Raw genomic sequence first — 16,100 nt, forward strand, 5'->3', positions numbered from 1 at the left:
TTTTTTTGGGAGCCCACCTGAAATTCGCGCACCGGATTCCGGCGCAGCGCAACTTTTTTCCGCATTAATGACCACGCCTATCTCGCGGTAAAGGGCAAAACTTCCCGACGCTTTTCCAAAACCATGGCTGCCTCATATGACCTAGCTTGTCACTGCAATAGCAGGACAAATCACTAGCCAAGCAGGAGGCAAATCCCATGAGCCCGACAGATAAAGACCCTCCTTTTTACCCATATTCCGCAGAATTTCTCCGCTCCCCGGATAGCACGTCGCTCTGTACGACGTGCGGTAAAGACGATGTCTGGCTTATTCCTGTTCGCATCACTTATTACACCGGCGCCCCCCTGGCTCAGGATTCGCCGGTTCAAATGTGGGATGACACCTGGCTGGACGATAACGCCATCAGCACGCAGATTGCGGACGAGAACGGCATTGCGCTGTTTCCCTGGCCCTGCTCTAAATATAAGAGGTTCAGCGGCCAGATCCGGTTCCCTAGCGTCCGCTACTGGGGCGATCTCGGATACGCCGTTGTCGGCGAAGCGACCTATCGGATCTATCGCGATCTTTGGACTGCGCCATTGCAAACGCAAGTCATGTGGCCACCTGCCAGGGCGGTTCTTCCACGTGACTCGCGAATAATCATAAGCATCTACCACACGCTTCGTAATGGGCTGCACCCGTGGCCAGATAACAATCCGGCCTTCCCTTCTCTCATTTGGGAGTGTTCCGCCGCACAGGCCGAGCTTACCCCTTTGCCTGACCAGGGAAGGCTTGCCGATGGTCAGCCGAATCTGATCAGACGCGCTGAACTCAGGATTCCGGCAAACGCCTCGATCCAGGAAGATGCGCTGAGTATCACGATACGTCCCCAGGATCCCGACTCATCGCTTGAGCCTGTCACCGTCTACTGGCGAGTAGCCAGCGCCCTTCCGGCGAGGCAGCTGTACATTACACCGGCATTAGACGCGACTATTCAGCCGGTTAACTGCGCGATGATCGTCACCGCGACATTAGTGGACGAGGATCGCCAGCCGGTATCCGGGCAAGCCGTACGCTGGTCGTGGCAGCGAGGCTTGTTGGCTCCTCCTGAGCCTCTAGGCAAAGGCATCACCGACGCAAACGGCCAGACTCGCGCTAAATTGACGATTCACAATGGCGTCAATTTCGGTGACATCCTGGTCGCTACCAGCGGTAGCCTGCGAGTGAGCTGTCCGATTACTTTTAATGCCAAGGCCGGGGCACTCCCAACCGACTGCAAGATGCTTGACCCGACACCTGACTCGCAACTGTCGATAGAACAACCCCACCCGGTACAAGGGGCGTATCGATTCGCGGAGCGTGAACTGGCGAAGGGAAAGAAGGTGACCTGGTCCACCGATCCCTATACCGATGCGGTGTCTTTTCTACCCGCTATCGTCGATGCACCATGGAGTGGATTTCCTCTGGTCAGCGTCGACTTTCAAGCAACCGCGGGCGCGAAGGGGCTTACCGTCGCGCTGCTGGCTGTCTCACCCAATCCCTTAGCTCCCCATGGCATGGACGTCATGCGGGTTGAAGGCATTCAATTTGCTGCCGCCGCGGACAGCGAGCTCTTGATCGAATACCCCCAGAACGGGGCGTCGCTCACTTTAGGAAAGCCGCTGACCGCTAAGGCGATCTTTGTGGACAAGGCGGGAGCACCGATTAAACACGTGAAAGTGACATGGCGTTGGGAGAATGGCAGCGCTGGGGCCGACCTTCCAACAGTCGACCCGGCGACACAGGAAACCGATGCCAGCGGCGTCAGCGAAGTGACCATTCAAGCGAATACCTTAGTGACTGCCGATCTGCGCGCAACCGCCACGGATCCGGGTACGGGCGCACCGTGCGAAGCGCTGGCCCGCCAGGTGGGGTTTTTTATCGGCGAGCAGTGACGCCCAAGGCCAAATGAGGGTTGGCGGAACGCGCACTGAGGGCAGTCTCAGTGCATCGCAATAGCGCAGCCAATGCTTCCTCCTCTGCAGCCGCTGAGGAGAAAGTTGGATTGAGGGATAACGCCAGTCCCGAAAAAGAAGAAACCTATTTGGTCTCAGGCTTCTTCTTCCACGCATCGGCCAATGCATCCGTCGACCAGCCGCCACCCAAGGCGCGGATCAACTGCACGCTCGAGCGCAACTGTTGCGTATCGAGACCGAGCAAGCTGCGCTGCGCATCGAGCGCGGTCGTCTGCGCCTGCACCACATCGAGATAACCGACGGCACCCTGCTTGTAGCGATCCATGGCCAGATCCAGCGAGTGCTGCGCGGCATCGGCAGCATCCTTCTGGTCGACCAGCGCGGCGCTCAGACGATCGATCTGGGCAAGATTGTCCTCGACCTGTGCAAACGCATTGAGCACGACACTACGGTACTTCGCGCCAGCTTCTTCGGTAGCCGCCTTGGCCGCGGCTACCTGGGCCTTGCGCCGGCCGCCATCGAAGATATCCATCAGGATGTTCGGACCGAATGCCCAGATACGATTCGGCGTCGACAACAGGCTACCGTAGACGTCGCTCTGGTAGCCGCCTTGCACGCTCAGACCCAGCGACGGAAAGTACGCCGCACGTGCCACGCCGATCTCGGCATTGGCTGCGGCGGTACGCCGCTCGGCTGCGGCAATATCGGGGCGACGCTGCAGCAAGGTCGACGGCACCGAGGCCGGCACGGCCGGCAGCGGAATCGCCTTCGTCTCGGGCTGGATACTGAACGTCGAGGGTGTCTCGCCGACCAGCACTGCAATCGCATGCTCGACCAGAGCGCGCTGCGCCTGGGTCTGCGAATACTGCGACTTCACCGTCGACAACTGCGTCTGCGCACGCGCCACATCCAGGCCAGAGACGATACCGCCCTGATGCAACGTCTGGGTCAATTGCAGCGCCTTGGCAAAGGCATCGGTGCTCTGCCGCAGCAAGTCGAGTTGCTGATCGAGTCCGCGCAGCACGACATAACTATCGGCCAATTGTGCCTGCAGGCTGAGCTGCGCCGAAGCCAGGTCGGCCGCCGATGCGATCGCCTGATCCTTGCTCGCAGTCACCGCGTTGCGTACGCGGCCCCACAGATCCACTTCATAGTCGACTTCACCGACCGCGGTGAACGAGTTGTACCAGGCCGGCGAGGTCGCGCCACGCAACGGCTTGGTGTCGGATTCACGATCGCGCTGGCCGTTGCCGGCCACGCCGACTTGCGGAAACAGGTCGGCGCGCGTCTGGCGATAGAACGCCTGCGACTGCTCGAAGTGCGCAAGCGCAGCCTCGAGGTCGGCGTTATGCGCCAGCAGGCGCTGCTGCAGATCGTCCAGCTGCGGATCGCCGTAGACCTTCCACCAACCGTCGCGCGGCAGTTGATCGGAGGGTTGCGCCGGCACCCATGGACCTTGTTGCTGGGCAGGCTCCTTGTAGTGGTCGGCGACGGGCGCCTCGGGCACTTTGTACGTCGGCGCAAGCGAGCAGCCGGCCAGTGCCGCCGACACTGCCAGAGCCAGCGCGAAATCAAGCCTTCTTTTCATTGGGCTTATCCGCCGTCTTTTCCGCAATCTTCACCGCATCGCCATCGGCCAGGCCGTCCGGCGGGCTCTCGATCACGCGATCGCCCTTATCCAGGCCCGTGCCGATCTCCACGTTCTTGCCGAAGTCGCGCGCAATGGTGACCTTCTTGAACGCAACCTTGTTGTCCGCACCCACCACGGCCACACGCAGGCCTTGGTTATCGAAGACCAGCGCGCTGGCCGGCACGCGCAGCGCGGTGGCGCTGATCGGCAGGTCGAACCTTACGTTGGCGAACGCACCGGGCATGAGTTGATTGTCGGCGTTGTCGACAGACAACTGCACCAGGGTCGAACCCGAAGCCGCGTTCACGGCTTGCGCGGACGATTCCACCGTCGCCTTGAACACCTGACCCGGGTGCTCGGGCACGGTCAACGCCGCCACGGAGCCCGGCTTGATGGAGGGCACATAGTTCTGCGGTACCTGCACGTAGACGCGCAGCTTGCGCACGTCCGACACGGTGAAGAGTTCCTGCCCGGGTGCGCCGCCGATATTGATCAACTGACCGACATCGGTATTGCGGGCGGTGACGATACCGTCGAATGGCGCAATGATGCGTGCGAACGCCTTTGTCGCTTCGAGGCGATCCAGATTGGCTTTGGCCGCGTTCGTCAGCGCCGTCTTTGCGGTCAGGTCGCCGGTCTTTTCATCGACTTCCTGCTTGGAGACCGAATCCGAACCCAGCATCGCCTGCCAACGTTTGGCGGTGATCGCAGCCAGATCCTGATTGGCCTTGGCACTGGCGTAGTCGGCCTTGGCCTGGAGCAATTGCTGATCGAGGTCGGGCGTGTCGATCTCGCCGAGCAACTGCCCGGATTTCACCGGCGTGCCGATATCGACTTTCCAATCCTTCAGGTAACCGTTGATGCGCGCGAAGATCGGTGCGCGCGCGTACGCTTCCAGGCGACCGGGCAACTCGAGACCGTTACCGGCTTTACCCGGTTCCGGATCGACCACGCCCACAGTGGGAATGGCCTGCTCGTCGGTCCAGTTCTTGAGCTTGTGCGCATCGGTCGCGCGCGTGGTCACGCCGATAGCGACGATGCCGACCGCCAGGATGACGCCGATGACCCCGGCCAGGCGCAGCTTGCGCGGATGGGTGGGCGTGGGAGTTTTGAATTCAGACGACATGGACGGGCTCTCCGGAAGCAGACGCCGGGGACGGGGCGCGGCCGTGCCGCGCGTGGATGATGCTGAACACCACAGGGACGAACAACAGCGTCGCCGTGGTTGCGAAAATGAGGCCACCGATCACCGCGCGACCGAGCGGCGCGTTTTGCTCGCCGCCTTCGCCGAGGCCGAGCGCCATCGGCCCCATGCCGATGACCATCGCCAGCGCGGTCATCAACACCGGACGGAATCGCACGTAACCGGCTTCGAGCGCCGCCTGCGCTGCATTGCCGTGCTCGGCCAGGCGTTCGCGGCAGAAGCTCACCACCAGGATCGAGTTGGCGGTCGCCACACCCATGCACATGATCGCGCCGGTCAAGGCAGGCACCGACAGTGTGGTGTGTGTTGCGAACAGCATCCACACGATGCCGGCAAGCGCGGCGGGCAACGCTGTGATGATCACGAACGGGTCGGCCCAGGACTGGAAGTTCACCACGATGAGCAGGTAAATCAGCACCGCGGCACCCAGCAGGCCGAACAGCAGGCCGGAGAAGGCGCTGTTCATGGTCTGCACCTGGCCCAGCAGTGCCACCGAAGTGCCCTTGGGCAAACTCTTGGCATGATCGCTTACTGCCTTCTGGATATCGGCAGCTACGGCACCAAGATCGCGTCCCTGCGTGGTAGCGAAGATTTCCACCATCGGCTGGATGTTGTACTGGCTGACCACCGCGTTGCCGGCGTAACGCGAGAACGTTGCCAGACCGCCGAGCACCTGCGGCGTGCCACCTGTGCCGTTGACCGGCAGATTTTGCAACTGCGAGAGATTGTCCAGGCTGTACTGCGGTGTCTGCATCACGATCGGATACGAAATCTGGTTCTGCGGATTCAGCCAGAATGTTGGCGCGACCTGGCTGGAACCGGCCAGGTTCACGACCAGGGAGTTGGTCACATCGCGCTCGGTTACGCCCAGCAACTGCGCACGCGTACGATCGACGTTGATATTGAAACCCTGGTTGGCCTGCGACTGCTGGATGCGTGCATCGACCACGCCCGGAATACGCTTGATGTCACGCAACAAACCTGTGGCGTAGGCGAAATTCGCCGACAGGTTGGCACCACGCACTTGCAGATCGATCGGCGCGGGCGAGCCGAAGTTGAGAATCTGGCTGATGATATCGGCCGGCGGGAACGAGAACGTCACGCCCGGGAACTGACGCGGCAATTCCTCGCGCATGCGCTGCACATAATCGGCGGTCGGATGGTGACCTTCGTTGAGACTCAGCTGGATATCGCCGTCCCACGAACCGATGGTACCGGTGTTGTTGTAGGCCGTGTTGATGCCCGAGACCGGCTGACCGATATTATCGACCACGGTGCCGAGCTCTTCCTTCGGAATGATGCGACGGATCGCATCCTGGATATTGGCGAACAAGGTCGCGCTGTCTTCCACGCGTGTACCGACCGGCGCGCGCACGTGCATCAGTACCTGACCGGCGTCCACCGCAGGAAAGAAGTTCCGACCCAGGAACGGTACCAGCGCGAAGGACAGCACCACAAAGCCGAGGAAGCCGCCGATGAACACCTTTCGATGCTCCAGCGCCGTCGCCAGCAGCCCATGGTAGCCATCGCGGATCGCATCGAAACGACGCTCGAAGGCACGCTGGAAGCGCACCAGCGGATTCTTCGAGGGCGGCAACGAGATGTGGTGGCCATTGTCGTCCACATGCGGCGCATGCGGGTGCAACAAGTATTTGGCCATCGTCGGCACCAAGGTGCGCGACAAAATGAACGAAGCGATCATCGCGAACATCACCGCTTCGGCCATCGGCACGAACAGGAAGCGCGCAACGCCCTCGAGGAAGAACATCGGTACGAACACGATGCAAATACACAGCAGCGATACGAAGGCCGGTGTCACGATCTGCGCCGCGCCATCGAGGATCGAGGTCTCGACGTCCTTGCCATGCTCCAGGTGCCAGTTGATGTTCTCGATGGTCACCGTGGCATCGTCCACCAGGATGCCAACCGCGAGAGACAGGCCGCCCAATGTCATGATGTTCAGCGTCTCGCCGATGGCCGACAAGGCGATGATCGAACCGAGAATCGCCAGCGGAATCGAAATGGCGATGATCACCGTCGAACGCCAGCTGCCGAGGAACAGCAGGATCATCAAGCTGGTCAGCGCCGCGGCGATGATGCCTTCCTTCGCCACGCCACCGATAGCGGCGCGTACAAACAGGGACTGGTCGCCGATCGGCGCGATCTCCAGATTATCGGGGAACGAATCCTTGGCATCCTGCAGTTTCTGCTTTACGCCGGCGATGATCGCCAGCGTCGAAGCCGAACCGTTCTTCATCACCGTCATCAACACCGAACGGTTGCCATTCACGTGCACGATATTCGTCTGCGGCGGCGCGCCGTCGCGCACGTTGGCGACATCCCGGATATACACCGTGGTGCCATTGACCGTCTTGACCGGCAGATTGCCCAGGTCGTTGATATCCGACGGCGCATTATTGAGCTGCAGAATGTATTCGAATTGGCCAATTTTCTGCGTGCCAATCGGTACGATCAGGTTTTGCGCTGCCAATGCATTGGCCACATCCTGTGCTGTCAGGCCGCGCGCCTGCAGAGCGGCCGAGTCGATATCGATCTGCACCTGGCGCGACTTGCCGCCGAAGGGGAACGGGATCGATGCACCGGCCACCGAGGTCAGTACCGGACGAACCGCATTCAGGCCCAGGTCGCCCAGGTTCTGCTCGGTCAGGCCCTTGCCCGACAACGCCAGCTGGATGATGGGTACGGTCGAAGCGTTGTAGTTCAGGATCAACGGTGGCGTGATACCCGGCGGTAACTGCTTGAGCAGGGTCTGCGCGACCGCCGTCACCTGCGCATTGGCGGTACGGATATCCACCGTCGGCTGGAAGAAGATCTTGATCACGCCGAAGCCGTTGATCGACTGCGCCTCGATGTGCTCCACGTCGTTCACCGTCGTGGTGAGCACGCGCTCGAATGGCGAAGAGATACGTCCGGCCATCTGGTCGGGCGGAAGGCCGGTGTACTGCCACACCACGCTGATCACAGGGATCTTGATATCGGGGAAGATATCGGTGGGTGTCCGCATCGCGGCCAGGGGGCCGATGATGAGGATCAACAAGGCGAGGACGACGAACGTATACGGTCGCGAAAGCGCGATCCGGACAATGCTGAACATGCCTGGGGATTCCGAGCGCTGATGATGCGTCGCCGCAATTTTCGCATGCGACCCGGGCCGGCGGATCGCTCAGGTCGATGAAGATAATTTCATCTTTCAACTATTGTCATGGGCAAGAAGATGCCTTCCCACCCCTTCAAGGTGAGATCCGTCAGGGGAAAGCAGGGCTTGCCTCGGCGTGCCCACTCTCCCGGTCCATATAGAGAAAAGCGTGGACCGCGCGGCGCGCCGCCCCCATTCAAGCCGCCGCCAGCGCCGGCACCTGCCTGGGCTTGGTCACCTGCCCCGGTTCCGGCGTATAGCAGTACAACGTAATCCGCGCCCCGGCATCGCCATCGCCGATCTCCAGCGCGAACCCATGCAGCCGGACGATCGCACTGACAATGCTCAATCCCAGCCCCGAACCGGGCGTAGTGCGGCTGTTATCGCCCCGGTAGAACCGGCGCGTCACCGCATCGCGCTCGTCAGCGGAAATACCCGGTCCGCTATCGAGGATATCGATACGCGGCCCGAGCTTATCCATCTGCGCCCGCAGCTGGATGCTGCCGCCCGAGGGAGTGAACTTGATCGCATTGCCGACCAGGTTGGCCAGCGCCTCGAACATCAGGTGCGCATCGGCCCGCACAGGCGGCAGGGCTTGCAGATCCAGGATGAACGGCTGGCCGCGATCCTCCGCCAAGGGCGCATAGAACTCATGTACCTGCTTGAGCACCTGGTCCAGATCCACCTCGGCAAAGCAGGCGCAACGGTTACGGTCTTCCAACTCGGAGACGCGCAACAAGGCGCGAAAGCGCGCCAGCAACCCATCGACATCGGTGACGCAGGCATCCAGCAGGGCAGCCTGCGGCTGCCCTAGAAGCTGCTGCTGCGCGCGATACAGGCGTGCGCGCAGGCGCGTCAGCGGCGTGCGTAAGTCATGCGCGATGTTGTCGCACACGCCTTTGACTTCGTTCATCAGCCGCTCGATTTCGTCGAGCATGGTGTTCACGATGCCGGCCAGGAGATCCAGCTCGTCACCGCGCCGGCCGACCGGCAAGCGCTTGGTCAGGTCGCCTTGGCGAATGGGGTCGGTCGCCTGCTGCAAGGCGCGAATACGCCGCGCCGGACCTCGCCGCAACAGGAAACCGCCCAGCAGGCCGGGAATCACGGTCAGCGAGATACCCCAGAGCAGCGCTCGCCACACGATGATGCCCAGGCCGTCGAGGGTGCTGGTGTCCTTGGCGATCACCAGAATGCGCCCGTCCGGGAGGCGGGAGGCGACAGCGCGCGCGCGCACCAGGCCATCGGCGCGGAACGGTCGCGGAATGCCTCCCGGCAGCAGTCGCGGCACGCCATCGACGACGATGGTGGACGGGTAGCTACGGATATTGCCCGCCAGGACTTTGCCGGAAGCATCGAACAGGCCGACCGACATCACTCCATGCGGATCGATCAGACCGGCCGCGTCCACCGTCGCCGGCAACCTCTCCTGCTCGGTGTCGGCCAGATAGTGCATGCGCTGCACGATGATCTGGTCGATGACATTGTTGAGATAGCGTGTGGTTTCCCACTGGATCACGCCGACCAGGATCAGGCCCCACGCCGCGAACAATGCGCCGTAGACCAGGATCAGGCGCGATGTCGCCGAGCGCCAGGTAAGGGAGTGAGCAGTCATGGCCTTGTCTTCGCTTGGTACCCTCGGGCACCACGGGAGAGTTAAGAAAGCATACGCCTAACGCGGCACGGCGAGCATGTAGCCCGTGCCGCGCGCCGTGCGGATCAACGGCGTCTGGCCGGCGCTGTCGATCTTGCGACGCAGCCGGCCGATATGCACGTCGATCACGTTGGTACCCGGATCGAAATGAAAACCCCAGACAGCTTCGAAGATCATCGTCCGGGTCACCACCTGGCCGGAGTTGCGCATCAGAAATTCGAGCAGGCGGAACTCGGTAGGCAACAGGTTCAGCACCTGGCCGTTGCGATGCGCGACGTGGCGCACCAGGTCCAGCTCGAGATCCGCCACACGCAGGCGATTGCCGCCATCGGCGCTTTGCCGGCGACGCAACAGGACTTCGGCACGCGCCGACATCTCGTCCGGCGCGAACGGCTTGGTCAGGTAATCGTCGCCGCCGGCACGCAAGCCGCGTACGCGCTCGTCGACATCGCTCAGAGCACTGATCATCAATACCGGCGTATCGACCTTGGCGCGACGCAGCGCCGCGACGACGTCGATGCCGTCCATGCCCGGCAGCATACGATCGAGCGTGATCAGATCGAAGCTGCCATCCAGCGCCCGCTCCAGCCCATGTCGCCCATCGGGTACCCATTCGGCAACCATGCCGTGCACGCTCAACTCCGCCACGATCTCCCGGGCGGTGACTTCGTCGTCTTCGATGACCAGAACTTGCGGCATACGCAAATCATACTGCCGGATTATCGATGCGAAGGGAAAAAAACGGCCCCATGGAGGGGCCGTTTTCACATCCATCCGCCTGACTTCAGGCGGCAACCTCGATCTCGCCACGCATTCTCTTCATCGCATTGGCTTCGATTTGACGGATACGCTCCGCCGACACGCCATACTCATCGGCAAGATCCTGCAGCGTCGCCTTCTCACCGTCCGTCAGCCAGCGGCGCTGGATGATGTCGCGCGAACGGGCGTCGAGCTTGGACAGCGCCACCGAGAGCGCGCCCATCTGGTTTTCGCTGGCGTCGGCTTCGGAAATACTGTCATACGGATCGGCGCCGTCGTCGATCAGGAAGGCTTCCGGTGCCGGCTTGGCTTCGTCGTCGGCATCGGTCGGCGCTTCGAAACCGATGTCGCGGCCGGACAGACGCGATTCCATCTCGCGCACAGTCGCCTCCGGAACACCCAGGTCCTTGGCCACTACGCGCACCTCCTCGGCATTCATCCAACCCAGGCGCTTCTTGCTCTTGCGCAGGTTGAAGAACAGCTTGCGCTGCGCCTTGGTGGTAGCGACCTTCACGATGCGCCAGTTACGCAAGATGAATTCGTGCATTTCGGCGCGAATCCAGTGCACCGCGAAGCTGACCAGACGCACGCCCTGATCCGGGTCGAAGCGCTTGACCGCCTTCATCAGGCCGATATTGCCTTCCTGGATGAGGTCGGAAAGCTGCAGGCCGTAACCGTTATAGCCGCGGGCAACGTGCACCACGAAACGCAGGTGCGACATCACCAGCTTCTTGGCCGACTCCAGGTCGTTATCGTCGTTGAAGCGACGTGATAAGGCCTGCTCCTCGTCCTGGCTGAGCACCGGGATACGGTGGACCGCCGAGATGTACGCATCCAGACTGCCGACAACACTGGGTACCGGCAGGGAGGCGGTCGCCAAAGCTTGTGACATGAGGAACCTCCTAGAAACTTGGGGAACAACTTAGCACTCCTGGGGTGGGAGTGCTAACGCACTGAATAGTTCCAGTTCGTTTGCTAAACCGAATAGTACAGGAATGTCCCTCGCTTGTCCAGAGATACCCTGCAGCGCAACAACCACCCCAAGCTGCCTTTAACTTCCATTTATTCAAACAGTTAACCGACACCCCAGAGCCTGCGAGCCTCCTCGGCGACGATCTCGGGGTATTCCTCAGGGAAGAACAGCTTGGCGCCAGGAATCATTCGCACGCCATGGGACAGAGGTAACACCCGGTCAAGGTAGCCGGGAGCCGCCTTGGCGAAGATGCCCTCGGCCTCTCCCCAGAGGATCTTCGCCGGCACACGCAATTGCCGCAGCCTGGGTTCAATGCCCGCCAGCGGGTTCGGCGCAAAGCTCATGCAATAGTCGTTGATCAGCCCGATCCGCTCGGGCGTCGCCATGACCGGCCGGAAGTAGCAATCGATGGCCTCGTCGGTGGGACTGCCCGGCTTGCTGTAGCAGAGTCCGGCGATACCGTTGGCCGAACGTGCCAGGGACTTGTCGGCCAGTTGCGGCGCCAGGTTGTCAGGAACAAAGCGACCTTTGCGGGCTTGTTCGATGACTTCCACAACCGCTGCGGGCGGGCTGTCGATTTCGGTATCGCAATCGGTCAGAAGCAGCGAGCGCACACGCCCCGGATAGGCCACCGCAAACAATTGGGCGGCCATCCCGCCGCTGTCGTTGGCAACCAGATCGGCCTGGGCGATATCCAGCCGATCCATGAACCCCGCCAGCATGTCCGCCTGGGCTTGCGGCGTCACCGCGATGCCCGCTGCGACCTCGGTATGCCCCAGACTCAACCAATCCGGCGCGATGCAGCGGCGGTAAGGCGCAAGCCTCGGCAGCACACCGCGCCACTGAAAGCCGTTGAGCGGAAAACCATGCAGGAATAACGCTACCTGGCCCTCTCCACGCTCGATGTAGGCAATGTTGCCGTATCTGGTACGGGCAAAGCGGCGCGATGCATGAAAAGTCGCCAAATCCAGCCCGGCTGGCGAACCCCGCCGCGTGGCCGCCGCTTCATGCGAGGCACAGCCAGCGAGCAGACCGGCGGCTATCGATGCCCCAGCCAGTTGAAGGAAGGTTCGGCGCTGCATGGAACATCCTCTGGAAGATCGCCCCGATCGGGCGAGCGCATCTTTCAAGCGATCCCGGTAGCGCGGCAATGACTTGGGAGGTCATGGTCGCTGATTCGCGCGCCGCCTATCATCGCTGCCAGCCACTCCTCCGGATGAACGCATGCACGCTACGCCTGTCGGTCCCCTTCTACGCGAGTGGCGGATTAACCGCCGCCTGAGCCAACTCGATCTCGCGCTGGCGGCCGGCATTTCCACGCGGCACCTGAGCTGCCTGGAGACTGGCAAATCGCAACCCAGCCGCGACATGGTGGTCAAGCTGGCCGAAACGCTCGAGATACCGTTACGCGATCGCAATGCGCTGCTGGTTTCGGCCGGCTATGCGTCGCTTTACCCGGAGCGCCCGCTGAATACCCCGGAGATGAGCCAGGTACGCCAGGCGATCGAATACATCCTGCAGCAGCAGGAGCCCTACCCCGCTTTCCTGCTCAACCGCCACTGGGACATCGTGATGGCCAACCAAGCCGCACAACGCACCTCGCGCTACATGCTGGGGGGGCGCGACAGCGCGCATCGAAACATGCTGCTGCAGGCGTTCGATCCTGACGATATGCGCCCATGCTTCGCCAATTGGGAGGAAGTCGGCAGCGGCTTGTTGCGACACCTGCACAACGCGATCGCCGCCACGCCGAGCGACATCCGCGCCAGGGAACTGCTCGATCGCGCCATGGCGTTTCCGGACGTGCCAGCCCAATGGCGACAACGCGCAGTCGATCAATCGGTATCGCCTTTGCTGACCACTATCCTCGAACGCGGCGACGTGCGCCTGAGTTTCTTCTCTACCTTCACCACCTTCGGCACGCCACGCGATATCACACTGGACGATCTACATATCGAGTGCTGCTTTCCTTTGAATGAAGAAACCGCAGCATTTTGTAAGGCATTGGCGAAAGAAGCCTAGGCTTCTTCCTATACAACGATTGCACGATGCCCATGGGAGCTCGTAGCGCGCCGATTGCTGGCGCGCGCCGCAATCAGTCGTCGGCGCGGCTAATTGTCTGACTTATTGCTGCAACCTCCTTCGACTCTCATGCCTCCCCGGAAAGGCACCGCCCCACGCATTCCTGGCGAATGAGTGGACGACGATCTCCGTACCCGCAACAGCAACACCTTTACCCTCTTCATCAAGGACGAGACATGATAAGGAAACCCACCCGCGGCGAGGTTGCCTGCGTTCCTCAACCCTTCCAGCCGGGCCGGCGACGCTTCATGCAGAGATCGGCGCTTGGTGCCGCGTGCATAGCATCGGCACCCTTGCTGGCATCTTCTGGCTTGGCTTCTTTCGACCCTGCCTCCTCCAGCCTGGTCGATGCGTTCGGCCGCCCCCTGGCGGACACCAGCCAGTCGAGAGCGGACCCGATCGAGTGGACAGCCAAAGCATTGCGCGAGTTACTTCTCCTCTATCTCAAACTTCCCTTTGTTCCCAGCGGCGGCATCCTTTCCCACTTAGCCGCTCTGTTCATTCCTATTCCCGGCACCTCGGTCGAAGAGCTTTGGGTAAAAATTATCGATGCACGCATTTCCGAAGCGCTATTCAATAAGGTCAAACAAGATCTTATCGGCCTCACCGATGTCTCAACGCTTTATCGGAATGCAGTCAACGCCAATGACCCGCAGGAAATCAGGGAGACGTGCATAGCAGTCAATGTATTTTTTACAGGTATCGTGCCCGGCTTCCAGATATCCGGAGAGGAAGTGCCTCTGCTCCCACTTTTTGCCATGGGCGCAACGCTGCATCTGAGCCTGCTCCACGATATCGTTCTCAAAGGAAAAGAGCTCGGCTTCAACGATACTTCCATTGCAAACTACCAGGAAGAGCTCAGGCGAAGAATAGACGGCTACACGCAATACGTTGACACACACGTCGCAGCAGCCATCGAAAAAGCCAGGATAGACAATCCAAACATAGGCACGCCCCTCACCAGAAATATGCCCTTGTCCGCCATGCTTGCGACCAAGGCGAATCTCCAGGTCGATGTCCTGGACTTGCGAGACACCTGGTATGCATTCGACGCCGCCAAGTTCCCTAACGGCGCAACGATAAAACTCGACCGGGAAATACTCTCTCCCATTTGTGGCTGGTGGGATCTGGAGTCCACATCACCCAGCAAGATTCCCGATTGGAGCGCCCCTAACTCTCGACTGAAAGACATAAGAATCTGGAATAACGAGCAATGGCGCACCAGTTTCTTGATGGGATTTTCTCTCGACTATGAAAACGACCCCACGCTGGAAACCGGCAAAAAGATCGGACAGATGCTGAGTAAGGATGTACACAACAAATACGTTAGCCATGTCCAAGGCTTCTACTCCGCCGGAGTCTCCACCATGGTTCTTCATGTCCAGCCTGACGGTACGCAACACCATTTCGGCAGCACTGATGGAGATCTCGATTCGCTCTACAGTAGCAGCTATGCAGACCACTGCCTCTCGTCCATCAGGAGCGTTGGCGAGGGCAGAAGTACTGGAGCAGCGGTAAACGCCGTAAGCGGCTGCATCTTCGGATTTCAACTCATCGACCAGGAGGCCAAGCCGCTCTCGGAGGCCATCCGCGCGCGAATCGCTCAGGTAAGCGCGCCACGATTGCCAAACCGGCTTATTCGCTAGCAAAACCCTCAGCGCCTCTCTCCAAAACTCGGAGAGAGGCGCTGAGGCGAGACCTTAAACCAGGAGCTCGGAACGCGGTGGAAGCGACCAATCGACAGGCGCCGATCCGTTCCCCGACAGATAGCTATTTGCCGCGGAAAAATGCCCGCAGCCGATAAAGCCACGGTGCGCCGAAAGCGGCGACGGATGCACAGCCTTCAACACCCGATGCTTGTGCGTATCGATCAATTGGCCTTTCCGCTGTGCGTACGAACCCCACAGCATGAATACCAGGCCCTCACGCTCGCGATTGAGCGCATCGATTGCCGCGTCGGTAAAACCTTCCCAGCCCTTGCCTTGATGCGAAGCCGCATTGCCGCGTTCGACCGTGAGCACGGCGTTGAGCAAGAGCACACCACGATCTGCCCACGGTGTGAGGCAACCGTGATCCGGCGGCGCAATGCCAAGGTCACGCTGGATTTCCTTGAAGATATTCTGCAAGGAAGGAGGCATCTGCACACCCGGCCGCACCGAAAAGCACAACCCATGCGCCTGGTTGGGACCGTGATAAGGATCCTGCCCCAGGATCACTACGCGCACCGCGTCGAACGGCGTGTGATCGAAAGCGGCGAAGATCTCCGGACCCGGTGGATAAATGACCTTGCCCGCCTGTTTTTCCGCACGCAGAAAGGCCGATAGCGCCTGCATTTCCGGCCGTTCGAGATAGGCACCGATGCGAGCCTTCCACGAAGGCTCCAGTTTCACTCGCTCGGTATTCATACCGTGGTGGCGCGCTCGCGCAGATGGCGTGCGACACGCAGCTGGAACAGCAACTTGGTAATCAACAACTTCTCCTCGATCGGCTTCTCGACCAGGTCGTTCGCCCCGGCCTTCAGCAGTGCGGCTTGATTGGCGGGATTCTCATCGCCCGTCATCACCAGCACCGGCAACGTCCCTTTACCATAACCGTAATCGCGACGAATACGTTCGAGCAGATCGCCGCCGGTCAGTTCGCCCTTCAGGCTGACATCGGTCAGGACGATATCGACACCTACCGAACCTTGCGCATGCGCGGTATCGAGCAC

The 16,100-nt window shown here is 60.9% G+C and carries 12 protein-coding genes; 3 read left to right on the forward strand and 9 right to left on the reverse strand.

Annotated elements, in window-relative coordinates:
• Window positions 1-197: 197 nt before the first annotated feature.
• Window positions 198-1,913: an Ig-like domain-containing protein gene (locus VIM98_RS11080; RefSeq protein WP_331993166.1), complete on the forward strand. Its 1,716-nt coding sequence runs from the start codon at window positions 198-200 to the stop codon at window positions 1,911-1,913.
• A 145-nt stretch (window positions 1,914-2,058) separates the two neighbouring features.
• Here the strand turns inward: VIM98_RS11080 and VIM98_RS11085 are convergent, their stop codons facing one another.
• From VIM98_RS11085 to VIM98_RS11115, 7 genes are all read right to left on the reverse strand, one after another.
• Window positions 2,059-3,522: an efflux transporter outer membrane subunit gene (locus VIM98_RS11085; protein WP_331993167.1), complete on the reverse strand. Its 1,464-nt coding sequence runs from the start codon at window positions 3,520-3,522 to the stop codon at window positions 2,059-2,061.
• On the reverse strand, window positions 3,506-4,690 hold the full coding sequence (locus VIM98_RS11090; protein ID WP_331993168.1) for an efflux RND transporter periplasmic adaptor subunit: 1,185 nt from the start codon (window positions 4,688-4,690) through the stop codon (window positions 3,506-3,508). Before VIM98_RS11090 ends, VIM98_RS11085 begins: the two co-directional genes overlap by 17 nt.
• Window positions 4,680-7,883, reverse strand: a complete 3,204-nt coding sequence (locus tag VIM98_RS11095) for an efflux RND transporter permease subunit (protein WP_331993169.1) — start codon at window positions 7,881-7,883, stop codon at window positions 4,680-4,682. Before VIM98_RS11095 ends, VIM98_RS11090 begins: the two co-directional genes overlap by 11 nt.
• A 238-nt stretch (window positions 7,884-8,121) precedes the next feature.
• The gene (locus VIM98_RS11100) at window positions 8,122-9,537 is read right to left on the reverse strand and encodes a HAMP domain-containing sensor histidine kinase (RefSeq protein ID WP_331993170.1); all 1,416 of its coding nucleotides are present in this window, start codon (window positions 9,535-9,537) and stop codon (window positions 8,122-8,124) included.
• Between the two features lie 57 nt (window positions 9,538-9,594).
• Entirely contained in the window at window positions 9,595-10,275 is a 681-nt protein-coding gene (locus tag VIM98_RS11105; protein ID WP_331993171.1) for a response regulator transcription factor, read from the reverse strand.
• Between the two features lie 85 nt (window positions 10,276-10,360).
• Window positions 10,361-11,227 carry an RNA polymerase sigma factor RpoH gene (gene rpoH / locus VIM98_RS11110; protein ID WP_331993172.1) on the reverse strand — a complete coding sequence of 289 codons (867 nt, stop codon included), beginning with the start codon at window positions 11,225-11,227 and terminating at the stop codon, window positions 10,361-10,363.
• 182 nt (window positions 11,228-11,409) lie between these two features.
• Window positions 11,410-12,390 carry an alpha/beta hydrolase gene (locus VIM98_RS11115; protein WP_331993173.1) on the reverse strand — a complete coding sequence of 327 codons (981 nt, stop codon included), beginning with the start codon at window positions 12,388-12,390 and terminating at the stop codon, window positions 11,410-11,412.
• Window positions 12,391-12,532: 142 nt separating this feature from the next.
• On the opposite strand from VIM98_RS11115, the gene VIM98_RS11120 reads away from it, so the two are divergent.
• Complete coding sequence (locus tag VIM98_RS11120) at window positions 12,533-13,330, forward strand: helix-turn-helix transcriptional regulator (RefSeq protein ID WP_331993174.1); 798 nt, start codon at window positions 12,533-12,535, stop codon at window positions 13,328-13,330.
• A 236-nt stretch (window positions 13,331-13,566) separates the two neighbouring features.
• Complete coding sequence (locus tag VIM98_RS11125) at window positions 13,567-15,036, forward strand: insecticidal delta-endotoxin Cry8Ea1 family protein (RefSeq protein WP_331993175.1); 1,470 nt, start codon at window positions 13,567-13,569, stop codon at window positions 15,034-15,036.
• Window positions 15,037-15,090: 54 nt separating this feature from the next.
• Here the strand turns inward: VIM98_RS11125 and ung are convergent, their stop codons facing one another.
• Both ung and VIM98_RS11135 read right to left on the reverse strand, forming a co-directional pair.
• Window positions 15,091-15,795: a uracil-DNA glycosylase gene (gene ung / locus VIM98_RS11130; protein ID WP_331993176.1), complete on the reverse strand. Its 705-nt coding sequence runs from the start codon at window positions 15,793-15,795 to the stop codon at window positions 15,091-15,093.
• Window positions 15,792-16,100 (reverse strand): response regulator (locus tag VIM98_RS11135; RefSeq protein WP_331993177.1); only part of this gene is annotated, 309 nt, incomplete at its 5' end. The genes VIM98_RS11135 and ung, both read right to left, overlap by 4 nt.

The organism is Dyella sp. (assembly GCF_036568765.1).
In the GTDB taxonomy this organism is placed as follows: Bacteria; Pseudomonadota; Gammaproteobacteria; order Xanthomonadales; family Rhodanobacteraceae; genus GSA-30.